The organism is Streptomyces sp. NPDC017940, assembly GCF_044328435.1.
Lineage (GTDB): Bacteria > Actinomycetota > Actinomycetes > Streptomycetales > Streptomycetaceae > Streptomyces.
This window is the reverse complement of sequence record NZ_JBIRHJ010000003.1, coordinates 498269-514365: the sequence shown is the minus strand read 5'-3', so window position 1 is coordinate 514365 and position 16097 is coordinate 498269. Positions and strand designations below refer to the sequence as shown.

Sequence of the window (16097 nt, the reverse complement as noted above, 5' to 3'; positions counted from 1 at the left end):
CGCCCCACACCCCCCGGCCCACCAAAACCCCCCCGACCTCGGGGATGGCGCCCCCCCCCCCCCCCGGCGCGCCCGGGGCGGGGGGGGGGGGGGCGGGGGCCCCCCGCCCCCCCGCGGTCCGCTACCGGTGCGCCGGGCGTTCCACGCCCCAGCTGGCGAGGAGCGCGAGGCCCTCGGCCGACGGGGACGCCGGTTCGGCGTGGTACGTCACCAGGGTCTGGTCGTGGTCGTCGGGCAGCCGCATCGACTCGAACGACAGGGTCAGCTCGCCCACCACGGGGTGCCGCAGGCGCTTCACGCCGTGGCTCTTCTCCCGGACGTCGTGGGTGGCCCACAGGCCGCGGAACTCCGGGCTCTTCACGGAGAGTTCGCCGACCAGGGCGGAGAGCAGCGGGTCGTTGGGGTAGCAGCCCGCCTCCATGCGCAGGAAGCTGACGATGTCCGACGCCTTCTGCTCCCACGTCTCGTGGAACAGCTCCCGCATCCGCGCGTCCAGGAAGGTGAGCCGCGCCCAGTTCCGCTCCTCGCGCGGGAGCTCGCCCCAGTCGCCGAAGAGCGCCGCCGCCATCCGGTTCCAGCCGAGGATCTCCGAGCGGCGGCCGAGGACGTACGCGGGCACGCCGTCCATCGCGTCCATCAGGTGCCGCATCTCGGTCCGCAGGTGCTGGGTGCGGGTGGCCTTCTTCTTCTTGTGCGCGGTCGGCTTCGCCAGGTGCGTGAGGTGGGCGTGCTCGGCGTCGCTCAGTCGCAGGGCCCGCGCGATGGAGTCGAGGACCTCGCCCGACACATTGCGGCCGTTGCCCTGTTCCAGGCGGGTGTAGTACGCCACCGACACCCCGGCGAGCTGCGCGAGCTCCTCGCGCCGCAGCCCGGGAACGCGCCGGTGGCGGCCGTAGCTCGGCAGCCCGACGTCGTGGGGCTGGAGGCGGGCCCTGCGGGTGCGCAGGAACTCGCTCAGCTCGGCGCGGGGGTCGAGGGTGTCCGGCTGCTGAGACTGCTGCGGCTGCGGCTGCGGGTCCTGCGGCTCCCGCGAGTCCTGCGGCTCCCGCGAGTCTTGCGGCTCCCGCGGGTCTTGCGGCTCCTGCGGGGCGGGGGCCTCGGTGGGATGACCTGCGGGCGCGTTCTCGTCCATACGTCCAGTATCCGGCCTCGTCCTGGGGCCAGCCTGTTCCTGTCAGTAGTAGGCAGAGCAGTGGTACGCAGGCCGGTGCCACGCCCGCCGGGCGTAGGCACGATGGAGGGCTGGGTGACTGTTCGCGCAGGTGGCAGCCTCGAAAGCATGACCGCACAGACTACGCACGTACCCGCTTACGCCGCTCCCTCCGCCAAGGCCCCGCTGGAGCGCACGACCATCGAGCGCCGCCCCGTCGGCCCGTCCGACGTCCTCATCGACGTCAAGTACGCCGGTATCTGCCACTCCGACATCCACCAGGCCCGTGACGGCTGGGGCGAGGGCATCTTCCCGATGGTCCCGGGGCACGAGATCGCCGGTGTGGTGGCGGAGGTCGGTGCCGACGTCACCAGGTTCACGGCAGGCGACCGCGTCGGCGTCGGCTGCATGGTCGACTCCTGCCGCGTGTGCGAGAACTGCCGGGCGGGCCAGGAGCAGTACTGCGACAAGGGCAACATCCAGACGTACAACGCCCTCGACAAGAACGGCGAGCCCACCCTCGGCGGCTACTCCGCGCGGATCGTCGTCGACGAGGCCTTCACGCTGCGCATCCCCGACGGCCTCGCCCTCGACGTGGCCGCGCCGCTGCTGTGCGCGGGCATCACCACGTACTCCCCGCTCGCCCACTGGAACGCGGGCCCCGGCAAGAAGGTGGCCGTCGTCGGGCTCGGCGGCCTCGGCCACATGGCCGTGCAGATCGCGCACGCCATGGGCGCGGAGGTGACCGTCCTCTCGCAGTCCCTGCGCAAGAAGGACGACGGCCTGCGCCTCGGCGCCGACCACTACTACGCGACCAGCGACGAGAGCACCTTCGAGCGGCTCGCGGGGTCCTTCGACCTGATCGTGTCCACGGTCTCCGCGCCGCTGCCCTTCGACCAGTACCTGGGCCTCCTCAAGACGGACGGCGCCCTGGTGAACGTCGGCGCCCCCGAGGAGCCCGTCTCGCTGAACCTCTTCCCCCTCATGCTCCAGCGCAGGACCCTCGCGGGCTCCGCCATCGGCGGCATCAGGGAGACCCAGGAGATGCTGGACTTCTGCGCCGAGCACGGCCTGGGCGCCGAGATCGAGCTGATCACGGCCGAGCAGATCAACGAGGCGTACGAGCGGGTGCTCGCCAGCGACGTGCGCTACCGCTTCGTGATCGACGCGGCGACGATCTGACGGACCGCGCGGCTGACCGGAATGCGACTGCGACCCCCGGCCTAGGGCGCAGAGCGCAGTCCGCCCCGACCTGTCGGCCGATTCCCGGGGCCGGTGCGCGTGCCTACCGTGGTGGACGTCACCTACGAGGAGGTCCGCACGATGACCATCGAGTTGAACCACACCATTGTCGTGGCTGAGGACAAGAAGGCCTCGGCGCAGTTCCTCGCCGACATCCTGGGTCTCGAAGTCGGCCCGCAGTACGGCCCGTTCATCCCGGTGACCATCCCCAACGGCGTCACGCTCGACTACTACGAGGGCGACGGCGAGCCGTTCGTGGCGCAGCACTACGCGTTCCTGGTCTCCGAGGACGAGTTCGACGCGATCTTCGAGCGCATCAAGGAGCGCGGTCTCACCTACTGGGCTGACCCGTACCACAAGTTGGACCATCAGATCAACACGAACGACGGCGGCCGCGGTCTGTACTGGAACGACCCGAACGGCCACAAGCTGGAGATCCTCACCAGGCCGTACGGGTCGGGGGACTGACTGACCCGGCGCGGAGCCGGGCGCGGTGCACCAGGGGGCGAGCCTTCGGGCCGCCCCCTCATCCGTACGGGCTCGCGTCCCCTCCTCATCCGTATGCGCGTGCGTCCCCTCCTCACCCGTACGGGTGTACGCCCCCTCCTCATCCGTACGGGCGTACGTCCGCACCGGGCCCCGCGGTCCTCGTCCCCTCTCTCCAGAGCCTCCCTCCACCTCTCCCTGCCAAAGATCATGTATGAATCCGTTGCGTCCGGGAACGGGCGCAGAAGGGAATCGTCGCCTTGCCGCTCCCCAGGGGGCGGCTTAATTTTGCGGCGGCACAGCTTTACCTTGGTCGGCAGGAGGGGAAAGGGTCCATGGCGAGAGGCTCTCCACGCGGAACCCCACGACGACCCGGCGGGGCCGAGACGGACACGGCGCCCAAGGCCCGCTCGGCGGCGACCGACCGCATGCAGCGCACGCTCCTTCGGCGGCGCAAGAAGTCACTGAGCCCCGAGGACGTCACGGTCTCGGACCAGCCGATGGTGCGGCGCGCGGTGTCGGCCGCCGCGCTCGGCAACACCATGGAGTGGTTCGACTTCGGGGTCTACGCCTACCTGGCGGGCACGCTCGGCAAGGTCTTCTTCCCGTCGAGCTCGCCCGGTGCCCAGGTCGTCGCCACCTTCGCCACCTTCGCCGCGGCCTTCGTCGTACGCCCCCTCGGCGGGCTCGTCTTCGGGCCGCTCGGCGACCGCATCGGCCGGCAGCGCGTCCTCGCCGCGACCATGATCATGATGGCGGCGAGCACCTTCGCGGTCGGCTTCCTGCCCTCGTACGCCTCGATCGGCTTCGCCGCCCCGCTGCTGCTCCTGCTGTGCCGGCTCGTCCAGGGCTTCTCCACCGGCGGCGAGTACGCGGGCGCCACCACCTACATCGCCGAGTACGCCCCCGACCAGCGGCGCGGGTTCCTCGGCAGCTGGCTCGACTTCGGCACCTTCGTCGGCTACTCCCTGGGCTCGGGCCTCGTCACCGTCCTCACGCTGACGCTCGGCTCGGACGGCCTGGAGAGCTGGGGCTGGCGCATCCCGTTCTTCATCGCGGGACCGCTCGGCATCATCGGCCTCTACATGCGCCTGAAGCTGGAGGAGACGCCCGCCTTCAAGCAGGAGGTCGCCTCCGCGGCGGCCGGGCGGGGGGACGGCGAGGGGCAGGACGAGGAGCGGGGCGACGGCGGGGACCCCGTCGAGGAGGCCCGCCAGTCCGGCAAGGGCCGACTCAAGGAGATCTTCACCCGGCACTGGCAGGCGGTGCTCATCTGCATGGGCCTGGTGCTGCTCTACAACGTCACCAACTACATGGTGACGTCGTACCTGCCGACGTTCATGACGGTGACCCTGGGCGAGAGCGACACCACCGCGCAGGTGCTCGTGCTCGGCACCATGCTGCTCGTGGCGCTCGCCATCACCACCGTGGGCCGCAGTTCCGACCGGTGGGGCAGGCGTCCGATGTTCATGGGCGGCAGCATCGCCTTGATCGCGCTGTCCGTGCCCGCGTTCCTGCTGATCCGCGAGGGCGGCATCCTCTTCCCCGCGTTCGGCTGCGCGATCCTCGGGCTGCTCCTGGTGTGCTTCGCCGGTACGGCGGCGGCCACACTGCCGGCCCTGTTCCCCACCCGGCTGCGGTACGGCGCCCTGTCGATCGCCTTCAACATCTCGGTGTCCCTGTTCGGCGGCACCACCCCGCTCTTCGCCTCGTTCCTGGTCGAGCGGACGGGCAACACCCTGATTCCCGGCTACTACTTGATGGTGGCCGGAGTGATCGGTCTGGTGTCGACGTTCTTCCTGCACGAGACGGCGGGGCAGCCGCTGCGCGGCTCGGGCCCGATGGTCGAGACCCAGGGCGAGGCCCGCGAAGTGGTCGCCCGCAGCCGCGTCGAGGAGGGCAGGCGGGCACGGGACCTCTGGCTACGCCTCCGGCATCCTCGCGGGGGCGGCAAGGCGTCGCGCACGCCGGGAGAGCGGTCCGGCGAACGCGACGAGTGAACCGGGCGCGAAGTTGGTTCGTCCCCGCGGTCCCGGGAATCCGGCGAAGTATGACTGTTCACGGAGAACACGATGCCTCGCCGGACATGGGACAGATGGAACGCGGCACCCCGCACCGCCTCGAGGCGCGCCACCGGATGTGGACGCTGGCGTGGACCGCGCTCTGTGTCCTGCTCGCGCTCTGGTCCATCGCCTGGGGTGTCGGCGCCGCCACCGGCACCACGGACGCCTGGGCGTACAGCTTCGCCGGTCTCGTCCTGCTGATCTGCGCGCTGTGGGCCCGCCGTTCGGCGATCCGCAACAGCCCGCCGCGCCATCTGTGAGGGCCGGGTCTGCCGGGCCGTCCCGGAGCGTGCGGCCCCGGGCCCGCCGGGAGCCGTCCCGGTGCGTGAGGTCTCCTAGGAACCCTCCAGGAACGTGAGCACCAGTGGCGTCGCCACCGCTGCGAACTCCTCGAAGTAGGCGTGCCGCGCGCCCGGGACCAGCTCCTTGCGGGCGTTCGGGACGCGGTTCGCGATGAGGGCGGCGTTCGCGGTCGGGTTGAACGTGTCGTCGCCGCCGTGCACGACGAGCGTCGGTGCCTCGATCCGCGGGAGGGCGTCCCACGCGTCGTGCCGGGCGCTGGCGCGCAGATGGCGGCGGCGGGCGTGCGCGGGCATGGCGGGGTCCCCGAGGGTGGTGAACTCCGTGCGCCCCGCGGCTTCCCGCGCGGCGATCCACGCGGGCGTGTACATCAGCTCCAGGAGCACCCGCCGGGCCGCGACCGGGTCGGCCTGGGCGAGCGCCCGCCGCACCTCGGGGCCGCGTTCGACGCCGTGCGGCGCCCCCGGCGACGTACAGCCGAGCACGAGCCGCTCGACCCGCTCCGGGTACTCGGCGGCGAGCCACTGGGCGACCCGGCCGCCCATCGAGGTGCCGTACACGTGCGCACGCCCGATCCCGGCGTCGTCGAGCACGGCCGTCACGTCGGCGGCGAACCCTCGGGTGCTGTAGGTGTCGGTGTCGGGCCGGTCGCTCTCGCCGGTCCCGCGCCAGTCGATCGTGACGGTCGTGTACCGGGCGGCGAAGTCCGCGACCACGGGGTCCCACCACCGGCGGCTGTTGGACTGCCCGCTGAGCAGCACCAGCGGTGCACCGGAGCCGCGCAGCTCGTAGTGGAGGGCGGTGCCGTCGGGGGCGTGGGCGTGGGGCACGGGGACGCGGGTCCGTGGCTGTTCCGGTGCGGTGGCCCGGGCCTCAGGCGCCGCCGCCGGCCTTGGCGACGCCGATCGGGCAGCTCACGCCGGTGCCGCCGATGCCGCAGTAGCCGTCCGGGTTCTTGTCCAGGTACTGCTGGTGGTGGGCCTCGGCGGGCCAGAACGTGCGGCCGTCGGCGGGCAGCAGCGCCGTGGTGATCGTGCCGTGTCCCGAGGCGGTCAGGACCTGCTGGTAGGCGTCGCGGGACGCGGTGGCGGCGGCTTCCTGGGCGGGGGAGTGGGTGTAGATCGCGGAGCGGTACTGGGTGCCCACGTCGTTGCCCTGGCGGAAGCCCTGGGTCGGGTCGTGCGACTCCCAGAAGAGCTTCAGGAGCTCGGCATAGGTGACCTTGGTGGGGTCGAAGACGACGCGTACGGCTTCCGCGTGGCCGGTGAGGCCGGAGCAGACCTCTTCGTAGGCGGGGTTCTCGGTGTATCCGCCCTGGTAGCCGACGAGGGTCGTCCAGACGCCGTCCGTCTGCCAGAACTTGCGCTCGGCGCCCCAGAAGCAGCCGAGCGCGAAGTCGGCCACCTCCAGGCCCTCGGGGTAGGGGCCGAGCAGGGCGTTGCCGAGGACGGTGTGCCGCGCGGGCACCTCGAACTCGGGTGTCGCGCGGCCCTTCAGGGCCTCCTCGGGCGTGGGGAGCACGGGGGTGCGGCCGAAGATCATGTGCTTCTCTCCTCGTGGCGTGGCGTGGCGTGGCGTCGGCTGGCGTGGCGTCACCCGGCGGTGCGGGGCGGGGCGGCGTACCCGTACAACGACGGGGTGGCCGGGGACATTCCTGCCGGTCACACCTGGTCCCGGGGCGCGGGGCCCGGGGCGCGGCGCGGGACCCGGGACCCGGGACCCGGGGCGCTCGGCGGCGCTCAGTGCGGCAGGGTCGCCGGGCTGCCGCCGTTGGCCTCGTACCCCGCGACGGCCAGGGCGCGGTAGACCGCGTAGTCCGCCGCCGGGTCGCCGGACACGGTCCAGGGCAGGGCGCCCACATGGCCGTCGACGTGCACCAGCTGGTGCATCGCCTCGCCCCAGCGCTCGCAGCGGACCAGGAAGAACACCAGGAGGTGGCGGACGTGCGCGAGCATCGGGTCGCCCGCGCGGGCCGAGTGCACCGCGAACTGGGCGCCCTCGATCGCCTTCGTCACGACCTCGCTCTCGTAGAACCCGCGGACCAGATTGACCTCCGGCAGGTGCTCGTACACCGCGAACAGCGGGAGCGCGGAGAGCAGGGAGCCCTGCGGGGCACGGGTCGCGGCGGCCTCAGCGAAGGAGGAGGCCTCCTCGCGGGTGCCGTGCCACTTCTCGCACCAGTAGTGCAGCGCCGCCATGTGCGCCCCCATGTGCGCCGGGGCGCGGTCCAGGATCTTCAGCCACAGCTGCTCGAACTCCGCGCGCGGATAGGCGAGGCCGCGGGCGATCGACAGCTCCACGATGTACGGGATCGGGTCGCCGGGGGAGAGCAGGGCCGCTTGGCCGCAGGCTTCCTTGGCCTCCTCCAGGATGATCCGGAACTCGTCCGTCCCGGGTGTCGCCGTGCGCCAGGCCTGCTGCACCAGGAACTCCGCGTGCACCGCGGCGCCGCCCGCGTCCTTCGGGGCCTCCGCCCGCCACACCCGCAGCCACTGCCCCCCGGGGGTGTCGCCGACCCCGCCGGGCCGCTGCGCGAGCTCCAGGGACGCGGCGCCGGCGAAGGCCTGCACGCGCTGCCAGCGCTGCTCCCCGTGCACCTCCGTCCCGGCCAGGAGCTGGGATGCGGCGCGCCAGTCCTGCGTACGCTGCACCACGTCGAGGACCTCCAGGAGGTCGGCGTCCGGGCCCGGCATGCGGATGTCCAGCTCCTCCTGGAGCGCGAAGCCGTAGTTCGCCGGGTCCGCCGCGTCCGGGGAGCCCGGGTGCACCTGGCGGATCCCGCCGCGCCTGCGCAGCAGGTAGGGGCCGAGGACCGCGCCGATCATGACCAGGGCCATCAGGACCCAGAGAATCTCCATACGGACAAGCGAACCAGAAGCCTGTGACAATTGGCCAACCTGGTCGCGCCCCCGGCCGAACCATCCCGCGCCGGGCCCGCGGGCCCCCACCCGCCCGGCCCCGGGCGCCGCGCCGCATTACGCTCAGGCCGCATGAGTGACTCGCACAGCAGCCAGAGCTTCGAGACCGTCGCCATCCACGCGGGCAACACCGCCGACCCGCTGACCGGCGCCGTCGTCCCGCCCATCTACCAGGTGTCCACGTACAAGCAGGACGAAGTCGGCGGACTGCGCGGCGGCTACGAGTACAGCCGCAGCGCCAACCCGACGCGCACCGCCCTGGAGGAGAACCTCGCGGCCCTCGAAGGCGGCCGCCGCGGCCTCGCCTTCGCCTCCGGCCTCGCCGCCGAGGACTGCCTGCTGCGTACGCTGCTCGGGCCCGGCGACCACGTGGTCATCCCCAACGACGCGTACGGCGGCACGTTCCGGTTGTTCGCCAAGGTCGTCTCGCGGTGGGGCGTGGAGTGGTCCGTCGCCGACACCTCCGACCCGGCCGCGGTGCGCGCCGCGATCACGCCGCGCACCAAGGCGGTGTGGGTGGAGACCCCGTCCAACCCGCTCCTCGGCATCACCGACATCGAGGCCACGGCCCGGATCGCCCGCGAGGCCGGGGCCAGGCTCGTCGTCGACAACACCTTCGCGAGCCCCTACCTCCAGCAGCCGCTCGCCCTCGGCGCCGACGTGGTCGTGCACTCCATGACGAAGTACATGGGCGGGCACTCCGACGTCGTCGGCGGCGCGCTCGTCGTGAACGACGACGCGCTCGGCGAGGAGCTGGCCTACCACCAGAACGCCATGGGCGCCGTGGCCGGGCCCTTCGACTCCTGGCTCGTGCTCCGGGGCGTCAAGACCCTCGCCGTCCGCATGGACCGGCACAGCGAGAACGCCGAGCGCATCGTGGACATGCTCACGCGGCACGCGCGCGTGACGGAGGTCCTCTACCCCGGGCTCTCCTCGCACCCGGGCCACGAGGTCGCGGCCAAGCAGATGAAGGCCTTCGGGGGCATGGTGTCCTTCCGGGTCGAAGGCGGCGAGGAAGCGGCCGTCGAGGTCTGCAACCGCGCCCAACTCTTCACGCTCGGTGAGTCCCTCGGCGGCGTCGAGTCCCTCATCGAGCACCCCGGCCGGATGACGCACGCCTCCACCGCGGGCTCCGCCCTGGAGGTCCCCGCCGACCTGGTGCGCCTCTCCGTAGGCATCGAGTCCGCCGACGACCTGCTCGCGGACCTGCGGCAGGCGCTCGGCTAGGGGGCCGCGGATCCGGCGTACGCCCCTTCCCCGGCCGCTACCAGCGGGTGAGCGGCGGCGTGGTCCGGGACGGGGGCTCCGTCCACGGCCTCGCGTCCGCCGCCCAGACGGTGAAGGCGAGGACGGCGGCGAGCAGCAGCAGCCAGCAGGCGCGCCGCAGCACGGTGCGCCGCCGCAGCATGCCCGCGCCGCGGCGCACGGCGTCGGCGTGCAGGTCGGGCGGCACGGGCGCGGGCCCGCCCGCGTCGAGCAACTGCCGCACGGCCGCCTCACGGCGCTCCTGCTGACTCATGACGGGGCCGCCTTCCCCAGCGCGGTGGGCGGTACGGGGGGCTGTGCCGCGGCGGTTGCGGGCCCGCGCGGCGGACGGAGCACCGCGGCGACGGCCCGCGCGGAGAGGGCCCGTACCCGTTCGACGGGGAGCCCGAGCAGCGCGGCCGTCTGCTCCTCGGCCACGCCTTCGTAGAGGCGCAGGACGAGTACGAGCCGCTCCTGCGGGGAGAGCCGGTCGAGCAGGCCCCCGCGCCCGCGGGGCCGCCGCCAGGCACCGCGGGCGAAACGGACGACCAGGGCGGTACGGGTGCGGTCGTAGGGGTCCTCGCCGCGGAGGCGGTCCCAGGAGGCGTAGGTGGCGGCGAGCGCCCCGGTGAGCAGTGCCCGCGCGCGCGGGTCGGCACCGGGCCGCTCACCGGTGAGCAGCGTCGCGGCATGCAGAAGGCGGCCTGCCGCGCCCGCGACGAACGCTTCGAACTCCCGGGCACGGCGGCCCTGTTGCGTGGCCTGCCGCTCTCGCACCGCGCCTCCCGCCGTTCGGCATCGGGGGACCCGGTTTCATCTGAGGCCAGGCACGGCGCCCAGGTCAAGAGCCCTGCGCGAGCGGAACGATCCGCCCGGGGCCCGGCCGCGGCAGTCGGCGAACCGCGGCCGGGGGCTCAGGAGTCGGCCGGAGCGACAGCGTCCGGTAGTGCCTGGGACGACTGCCGCGCCGAGAGCGCCGTGTTGAAGCGGGTGAGCAGGGTCGTGAAGCTCTCCCGCTCCTGCGGAGCCCAGTCCTGCGTGAGCTCCGCCATCAGTTCGCGCCGCGAGGAGCGGACCTCGTCGAGGCGGGCCTGCCCGCGCGGCGACAACTGGAGGACGACCGCGCGGCCGTCCTCGGGGTGCGATGTGCGCTTGACCAGGCCGGTGTCGACCAGTGGTGCGACCTGGCGGGTCACGGTCGAGGAGTCGATGCCCATGCTTGCCGCTAGCGCTTTGACGCCCATGGGCCCTTCCTTGTCGAGGCGGTTGAGCAGCAGGTACGCGGCGCGATCCATGGAGTTGCGGACCTGTCCGACGCCGCCGAGGCGGGTCTGCTCCGCGCGCCGCGCGAACACCGCGACCTGGTGCTGGAGCGTGTCGAGGAGGCCGGGATCACTGGCGGTCGTCATGTCCGGAGTTGTGGGCATGGCCGGGGGCTCACTTCATGTGAAGAGTGGTGGATTGGGGGACAGAGTACGCGGCCCCGGCGCTACCCGTACCGGCGCTGCGCAAACCCGTCTCGCGGCTTGGTCACACGGCGAGGAGACGGGCGTGAACTGCGAGACTGCGGTCATGAGCTACCGCACCACTCGCTCCTTTCCTTCGGTGACGCTCGACGACGTGCGCGGGGCGCAGAAGATGCTCGTCGGCGTCTCCCGGGTCACCGCCATGGAGGGCAGCAGGCACCTCTCGCGGCTCGTCGGCGCCCCGGTGCACCTGAAGTGCGAGAACCTCCAGCGGACCGGGTCCTTCAAGCTGCGCGGCGCCTATGTGCGGATCGCCGGGCTGCTGCCCGAGGAGCGCGCCGCCGGTGTCGTCGCGGCCAGCGCGGGCAACCACGCCCAGGGCGTGGCCCTCGCGTCCTCGCTGCTCGGTGTGCGCTCGACGGTGTTCATGCCGGTCGGCGCCCCGCTGCCCAAGGTCGCGGCGACCCGGGAGTACGGCGCGGAGGTGCGCCTGCGCGGCCAGGTCGTCGACGAGACGCTGGCCGCGGCGCAGGACTACGCCCGGGAGACCGGCGCCGTCTTCATACACCCCTTCGACCACCCGGACGTCGTCGCCGGGCAGGGCACCGTCGGCCTGGAGATCCTGGAGCAGTGCCCCGAGGTGCGCACCCTCGTCGTCGGCGTGGGCGGCGGCGGTCTCGCCGCGGGCATCGCCGTGGCCGTGAAGGCGGTGCGCCCGGACGTGCGCCTTGTCGGCGTGCAGGCCGCCGGTTCCGCCGCGTACCCGCCCTCGCTCGCCGCGGGGCGGCCGGTGTCCGTCGAGCACCCGGTGACCATGGCGGACGGCATCAAGGTGGGGCGGCCGGGGGACGTGCCGTTCCGCATCGTCGAGGAGCTCGTGGACGACATCGTCACGGTCTCCGAGGACGAGCTGTCCAGTGCCTTGCTGCTCTGCCTGGAGCGGGCGAAGATGGTGGTCGAACCCGCGGGCGCGAGCCCGGTCGCCGCCCTCCTGAGCGACCCGGGCGCCTTCGCGGGCGGCCCCGTCGTCGCGCTGCTCTCCGGCGGCAACGTGGACCCGCTCCTGATGCAGCGCACCCTGCGCCACGGCATGGCGGCGGCGGGCCGCTATCTGTCGCTGCGGCTGCGCCTGACGGACCGCCCCGGCGCCCTCGCCACGCTGCTCGGCGTGCTGTCGGAGGTGGACGCCAACGTCCTGGACGTACGCCATGTACGCACCGACCCCCGGCTCGGCCTCACCGAGGCGGAGGTGAAGCTCCAGCTGGAGACGAAGGGCCCGGAACACTGCGCCGAGGTCGGCGGGGCGTTGCGGGAGGCGGGGTATCTGGTCATCGGCTGAGGGGGCCGTCCGGCCATCGGTCGGGGGGACGGCCTTCCGGGGGCGTGCGGGGGTGTCGCGCGCGCCGTGCGTGGTCGTGCGTGCACCGGGGGGACATGCGGACTCGGCCATTCTCGTTGAGTAGACGCGATGTATCGCGTTAGTGTGCTGTGCGCCAGGAAAAGCGCTGGGCAAGCAGAACCCGACAAACCTAAACTTTTCGCTAGGTAGCCCGTTCAAGCCGGAGAGCATGTTCGGCTTCAGCCAGTTCGCCAGGTTCCACCCACCCATGGGAGACCCACATGCCAGGCGCCATCTACGCCGAAGGTCTGGTGAAGACCTTCGGTGACGTAAGGGCTCTGGACGGCGTCGATCTCGATGTCCCGGAAGGCACCGTCCTCGGCCTGCTCGGGCCGAACGGCGCGGGAAAGACCACCGCGGTCCGCTGTCTGACGACGCTGCTCACGCCCGACAGCGGCAGGGCGACCGTCGCCGGGATCGACGTCCTGAAGCATCCGAACGAAGTGCGGCGCTCCATCGGCCTCTCCGGCCAGTTCGCCGCCGTGGACGAGTATCTGACGGGTCGTGAGAACCTCCAGATGGTCGGCCAGCTCTATCAGATGAAGGCCAAGGAGGCCAAGGCCCGGGCCGGTGAGCTGCTCGACCGGTTCCACCTCGCCGACGCCGCCGACCGCCCCTCCAAGACCTACTCCGGCGGTATGCGCCGCCGCCTCGACCTCGCCGCCGCCCTCGTCGTGTCGCCACCCGTGATGTTCATGGACGAGCCCACCACGGGGCTCGACCCGCGCAACCGCCAGGGCCTGTGGGAGGTCATCCAGGAACTCGTCGCGGGCGGCACGACCCTGCTCCTGACCACGCAGTATCTGGAGGAAGCCGACCACCTGGCGCACGACATCTGCGTCGTCGACCACGGCCGCGTCATCGCCCGCGGCACCTCGGACCAGCTCAAGGCGCAGACCGGCGGAGAGCGCGTCGAGGTCGTGGTGCACGACCGCGAGCGCATCGCCACCGCCTCCGAGGTCCTTCGCGGCTTCGGCAAGGGCGAGGTCGCCGTCGCCGAGCACACCCGCAAGCTGACCGTCCCCGTCACCGGCGGCGCCAAGCTGCTCGCCGAGGTCATCCGCGAGCTGGACGCCCGCGGCATCGAGATCGACGACATCGGACTGCGCCGCCCCACCCTCGACGACGTCTTCATCTCCCTCACCGGCCACGCCGCGGAGTTGGCGGACGAGGGCGATGGCGCGGGCACCGACGCCGGGCCCGGGGCCGGGGGCGGCGCCCGGTCGCGGCGCGGTTCCGGCACCGGGCCGCAGCGCAGTTCCCTCGCCGAGCCGCAGCGCAAGAAGGAGGCCGACAAGTGAGTACCGCCACCGATACCGCGCTCAAGGCCGGGCCAAGGCCCGCCGGCGGACTCCGCCAGTCCGTCAGGGACTCCCTGGTCGTCGCCAAGCGGAATCTGATCCGCATGATCCGGATTCCCGAAGTGGTCCTCTTCGGTCTGATCCAGCCCGTGATGTTCGTGATCCTCTTCACGTACGTCTTCGGCGGGTCCATCCAGGTGGGCGGCTCGATCTCGTCGCAGGACTACCGCAACTTCCTGATGGCGGGCATCTTCGCGCAGACCGTCACCTTCGCCACGGCAGGTGCGGGCGCGGGCATCGCCGACGACATGCACAAGGGCCTGATCGACCGGTTCCGTTCCCTGCCCATGGCGCGCGGCGCCGTCCTCACCGGCCGCACCATCGCCGACCTGGCGCAGACCGCGCTGACCCTGCTCGTCCTCGCGGGCGTCGCCCTGATCCTCGGCTGGCGCACCCACGAGAACTTCGGCAAGATCCTCGCGGGCTTCGGCCTGCTGCTCCTGCTCGGGTACGCCTTCTCGTGGATCGGCGCCCTGATCGGCCTGTCGGTCCGCACGCCGGAGGCGGCGACCTCGGGCGGACTGATCTGGCTGTTCCCTCTCACGTTCATCTCGAACGCCTTCGTGGACTCCAACAAACTGCCGACGTTCTTCCGGCACATCGCCGAGTGGAACCCGTTCAGCACCACGGTCCAGGCCTGCCGAGAACTGTTCGGCAACCTCCCGCCAGGCTTCCAGACCCCCGAGGCGTGGCCCATGCGGCACCCGGTACTGGCGTCGGTGATCTGGTCGGTGGTGATTCTGCTGATCTTCCGCACCTTGGCGGTGCGCAAGTACCGCTCGACCGGCTGACTTCCCTCCCTTCGGCGTTACCCTGCCGGGAAGCGTTCCGCCTTCGGTGCGGGCACGGTGTTCCCCGGGGGGGCGGTGTCAGACCGCTTCAGGCAGCTGGGCTCGCTGGTACACGTGTGCTGCTGCGGGGTTACGAAGATGGGGGCGGAGCAGGGATTTCATGCGCCGGACCTTCTCGTCCGCGCTCCCGGACCGCACCAGCGGGTACTCATCGAGGACCCGTCCCCAGGTGGAACAGGCCTCTTCCAGGTGCCCGAGTTCAAGTTGCCGTTCCGCCAGAAGGGCGTTGTACCGGACGCTGCTCCGACGGTAGTGGGAGTGGCGAAGTCGGTCCGACTCCTTCAGGGACTCGACGGCGCCAGCCTTGTCTCCCAGGGCGTACTTCACCTGAGACACGTGATAGGCCAGCGACGAAGGCGCATAGCTTCCAAAGGCCTTGGCCTTGGCTTCGGCTCTTTCCATGGCCACTTCCGCCTCGCGGATCAAAGTCAGAGCTTGGCTCTTTGATCCTGTGGCCGCGTATGCGTGCGCCTGTTGCCCCGCCAGGAATGCCCGCATGCGCGGTCCGGCCTCGGGCGATGCCGAAGCAGCGGCGTCCGCGAGCCGTTGAGCGTGTGGGGCGTGGCCGAGGTCGATGGCTTGCAGACTCATCCCGCGCAATGTGGTGCAGTAGGTCAGGTGGTCGCCAGCGGCACCGGCGCATTCAAGGGCTTTCAAGTAGTACCGCTGAGCCAAACCGTCCAGGCCCTCGTCAACGGCCATGAAACCGGCCAGGTAGAGGAGGTCGGCCGTAGCGGACAACAGGGCCTTACGAACAGCGTCCGAAGCAGCGGCGCGAAGGTGCGGGCCCACCGTATCGACGAGGAACACCGCCGCCATCGGCCGCGCGTGACGCCCTCCGAACTGGTCATCGAGACGGGAAAGCTCTTCCGTCATAGCAATGATGGTGTCCACTTCGCGGAAGCCGATCCGCTGGGCTCGCCCGGACTCCACGGCCGTCAGGCGGTCGACCGCGTTCGGCCAGTCCGGAACGGTGAGCGCGACCGAGAAGAGCGTGGCGCCCAGCACTCCCCGGCGGGACGGGTCCATGTCGTCCTTTCCCAGTTCGATCATCTCCCCCACGGTGTCCAAGTGTTGGGCACGCTGACCGCTCGTGGGTTCGAACCCGGCCTCCAGGTAGGTGACTGGGCGATCCAGCCGCCTGGAGAACGCCTCCACGATGTAACCGGGCACACGCTCACCCCGGGGAGTCGTGCCGCGAAGCCAGTGGTGGACGGCTGACGCGTTGTACTTCAACGGCGTGCCGTTCTCGCTGCCGACGCGGTTCACGGCTCGCGCGCACTGGCTGAGTGTCCAGCCGCTCATGTCGAAGAGCCGTTGCAGGGCCTCGTTCGGCTGCGGCATCGCGTCAACTCCTCGCGCCCGAGGGCGCTTTAAACGATTTAAAACCGTGGCTGCGCTGCCACGGTACCGCCGCTCGGAGCGGTGCGGTTACCTACAGGCAAGGGAGATCGCAAGGCATCGCGGTTGATCGCCAGACGGAGTGACGCCATGACCGGTGGACAGAGCGGGACCGCCCAGGGACCCGGTTCTGAAGAGTTTCAACGACTTACGGACGATCTGGAAGCGCTGATCCGGGCGGGCGCCATATTGGGGGAGGCCCAGCCCCTGGCCCC

The 16097-nt window shown here is 71.6% G+C and carries 16 protein-coding genes; 8 read left to right on the top strand and 8 right to left on the bottom strand.

Features of this window, described 5'->3' with window-relative positions:
- Nucleotides 1–121 precede the first annotated feature (121 nt).
- Nucleotides 122–1132, bottom strand: a complete 1011-nt coding sequence (locus ACH4DX_RS12375) for a helix-turn-helix transcriptional regulator (RefSeq protein WP_398155016.1) — start codon at nucleotides 1130–1132, stop codon at nucleotides 122–124.
- Between the two features lie 147 nt (nucleotides 1133–1279).
- On the opposite strand from ACH4DX_RS12375, the gene ACH4DX_RS12370 reads away from it, so the two are divergent.
- The 4 genes from ACH4DX_RS12370 to ACH4DX_RS12355 all read left to right on the top strand — a co-directional run bounded on the left by ACH4DX_RS12370 (nucleotide 1280) and on the right by ACH4DX_RS12355 (nucleotide 5201).
- On the top strand, nucleotides 1280–2332 hold the full coding sequence (locus ACH4DX_RS12370; RefSeq protein ID WP_398155015.1) for an NAD(P)-dependent alcohol dehydrogenase: 1053 nt from the start codon (nucleotides 1280–1282) through the stop codon (nucleotides 2330–2332).
- Between the two features lie 141 nt (nucleotides 2333–2473).
- On the top strand, nucleotides 2474–2860 hold the full coding sequence (locus tag ACH4DX_RS12365; protein WP_398120778.1) for a VOC family protein: 387 nt from the start codon (nucleotides 2474–2476) through the stop codon (nucleotides 2858–2860).
- Between the two features lie 446 nt (nucleotides 2861–3306).
- Nucleotides 3307–4878, top strand: coding sequence for a glycine betaine/L-proline transporter ProP (gene proP / locus ACH4DX_RS12360; protein WP_398155262.1), 1572 nt, complete (start codon nucleotides 3307–3309; stop codon nucleotides 4876–4878).
- Between the two features lie 86 nt (nucleotides 4879–4964).
- Nucleotides 4965–5201, top strand: a complete 237-nt coding sequence (locus ACH4DX_RS12355; RefSeq protein ID WP_398120072.1) for a hypothetical protein — start codon at nucleotides 4965–4967, stop codon at nucleotides 5199–5201.
- Nucleotides 5202–5276: 75 nt separating this feature from the next.
- Here the strand turns inward: ACH4DX_RS12355 and ACH4DX_RS12350 are convergent, their stop codons facing one another.
- From ACH4DX_RS12350 to ACH4DX_RS12340, 3 genes are all read right to left on the bottom strand, one after another.
- A complete protein-coding gene (locus ACH4DX_RS12350) occupies nucleotides 5277–6071 on the bottom strand; it encodes an alpha/beta fold hydrolase (protein ID WP_398120073.1) in 795 nt (264 codons plus the stop codon).
- A gap of 43 nt (nucleotides 6072–6114) precedes the next feature.
- The gene (gene msrA / locus ACH4DX_RS12345; protein WP_398120074.1) at nucleotides 6115–6783 is read right to left on the bottom strand and encodes a peptide-methionine (S)-S-oxide reductase MsrA; all 669 of its coding nucleotides are present in this window, start codon (nucleotides 6781–6783) and stop codon (nucleotides 6115–6117) included.
- Nucleotides 6784–6980: 197 nt separating this feature from the next.
- Complete coding sequence (locus tag ACH4DX_RS12340; protein WP_398155014.1) at nucleotides 6981–8099, bottom strand: hypothetical protein; 1119 nt, start codon at nucleotides 8097–8099, stop codon at nucleotides 6981–6983.
- 132 nt (nucleotides 8100–8231) lie between these two features.
- Between ACH4DX_RS12340 and ACH4DX_RS12335 the strand changes: the two genes are divergently transcribed.
- The gene (locus ACH4DX_RS12335; protein ID WP_398155013.1) at nucleotides 8232–9386 is read left to right on the top strand and encodes a cystathionine gamma-synthase; all 1155 of its coding nucleotides are present in this window, start codon (nucleotides 8232–8234) and stop codon (nucleotides 9384–9386) included.
- A 37-nt stretch (nucleotides 9387–9423) separates the two neighbouring features.
- Here ACH4DX_RS12335 and ACH4DX_RS12330 read toward each other — a convergent pair whose 3' ends face one another.
- The 3 genes from ACH4DX_RS12330 to ACH4DX_RS12320 all read right to left on the bottom strand — a co-directional run bounded on the left by ACH4DX_RS12330 (nucleotide 9424) and on the right by ACH4DX_RS12320 (nucleotide 10831).
- On the bottom strand, nucleotides 9424–9678 hold the full coding sequence (locus ACH4DX_RS12330) for a hypothetical protein (RefSeq protein ID WP_398155012.1): 255 nt from the start codon (nucleotides 9676–9678) through the stop codon (nucleotides 9424–9426).
- The gene (locus ACH4DX_RS12325; protein ID WP_398155011.1) at nucleotides 9675–10181 is read right to left on the bottom strand and encodes a sigma factor-like helix-turn-helix DNA-binding protein; all 507 of its coding nucleotides are present in this window, start codon (nucleotides 10179–10181) and stop codon (nucleotides 9675–9677) included. Before ACH4DX_RS12325 ends, ACH4DX_RS12330 begins: the two co-directional genes overlap by 4 nt.
- A 137-nt stretch (nucleotides 10182–10318) precedes the next feature.
- On the bottom strand, nucleotides 10319–10831 hold the full coding sequence (locus ACH4DX_RS12320) for a MarR family winged helix-turn-helix transcriptional regulator (protein ID WP_398120083.1): 513 nt from the start codon (nucleotides 10829–10831) through the stop codon (nucleotides 10319–10321).
- 145 nt (nucleotides 10832–10976) lie between these two features.
- On the opposite strand from ACH4DX_RS12320, the gene ilvA reads away from it, so the two are divergent.
- The 3 genes from ilvA to ACH4DX_RS12305 all read left to right on the top strand — a co-directional run bounded on the left by ilvA (nucleotide 10977) and on the right by ACH4DX_RS12305 (nucleotide 14421).
- Nucleotides 10977–12209: a threonine ammonia-lyase gene (gene ilvA, locus ACH4DX_RS12315; RefSeq protein ID WP_398155261.1), complete on the top strand. Its 1233-nt coding sequence runs from the start codon at nucleotides 10977–10979 to the stop codon at nucleotides 12207–12209.
- Nucleotides 12210–12490: 281 nt separating this feature from the next.
- Entirely contained in the window at nucleotides 12491–13570 is a 1080-nt protein-coding gene (locus ACH4DX_RS12310; protein ID WP_398155010.1) for an ATP-binding cassette domain-containing protein, read from the top strand.
- The gene (locus ACH4DX_RS12305) at nucleotides 13567–14421 is read left to right on the top strand and encodes an ABC transporter permease (RefSeq protein WP_398120087.1); all 855 of its coding nucleotides are present in this window, start codon (nucleotides 13567–13569) and stop codon (nucleotides 14419–14421) included. Before ACH4DX_RS12310 ends, ACH4DX_RS12305 begins: the two co-directional genes overlap by 4 nt.
- A gap of 78 nt (nucleotides 14422–14499) precedes the next feature.
- On the opposite strand, the gene ACH4DX_RS12300 is transcribed toward ACH4DX_RS12305, so the two are convergent.
- Complete coding sequence (locus tag ACH4DX_RS12300; protein WP_398120089.1) at nucleotides 14500–15825, bottom strand: tetratricopeptide repeat protein; 1326 nt, start codon at nucleotides 15823–15825, stop codon at nucleotides 14500–14502.
- Nucleotides 15826–16097 lie beyond the last annotated feature (272 nt).

What these genes read in the sequence shown, in the direction of transcription:
- ACH4DX_RS12365 (WP_398120778.1), top strand. Translation starts at nt 2,474, where the DNA reads ATGACCATCGAGTTGAACCACACCATTGTCGTGGCTGAGGACAAGAAG.
- ACH4DX_RS12375 (WP_398155016.1), bottom strand. Translation starts at nt 1,132, where the DNA reads ATGGACGAGAACGCGCCCGCAGGTCATCCCACCGAGGCCCCCGCCCCG.
- ACH4DX_RS12310 (WP_398155010.1), top strand. Translation starts at nt 12,491, where the DNA reads ATGCCAGGCGCCATCTACGCCGAAGGTCTGGTGAAGACCTTCGGTGAC.
- ilvA (WP_398155261.1), top strand. Translation starts at nt 10,977, where the DNA reads ATGAGCTACCGCACCACTCGCTCCTTTCCTTCGGTGACGCTCGACGAC.
- ACH4DX_RS12335 (WP_398155013.1), top strand. Translation starts at nt 8,232, where the DNA reads ATGAGTGACTCGCACAGCAGCCAGAGCTTCGAGACCGTCGCCATCCAC.
- proP (WP_398155262.1), top strand. Translation starts at nt 3,307, where the DNA reads ATGCAGCGCACGCTCCTTCGGCGGCGCAAGAAGTCACTGAGCCCCGAG.
- ACH4DX_RS12330 (WP_398155012.1), bottom strand. Translation starts at nt 9,678, where the DNA reads ATGAGTCAGCAGGAGCGCCGTGAGGCGGCCGTGCGGCAGTTGCTCGAC.
- ACH4DX_RS12300 (WP_398120089.1), bottom strand. Translation starts at nt 15,825, where the DNA reads ATGCCGCAGCCGAACGAGGCCCTGCAACGGCTCTTCGACATGAGCGGC.
- ACH4DX_RS12355 (WP_398120072.1), top strand. Translation starts at nt 4,965, where the DNA reads ATGGGACAGATGGAACGCGGCACCCCGCACCGCCTCGAGGCGCGCCAC.
- msrA (WP_398120074.1), bottom strand. Translation starts at nt 6,783, where the DNA reads ATGATCTTCGGCCGCACCCCCGTGCTCCCCACGCCCGAGGAGGCCCTG.
- ACH4DX_RS12370 (WP_398155015.1), top strand. Translation starts at nt 1,280, where the DNA reads ATGACCGCACAGACTACGCACGTACCCGCTTACGCCGCTCCCTCCGCC.
- ACH4DX_RS12340 (WP_398155014.1), bottom strand. Translation starts at nt 8,099, where the DNA reads ATGGAGATTCTCTGGGTCCTGATGGCCCTGGTCATGATCGGCGCGGTC.
- ACH4DX_RS12320 (WP_398120083.1), bottom strand. Translation starts at nt 10,831, where the DNA reads ATGCCCACAACTCCGGACATGACGACCGCCAGTGATCCCGGCCTCCTC.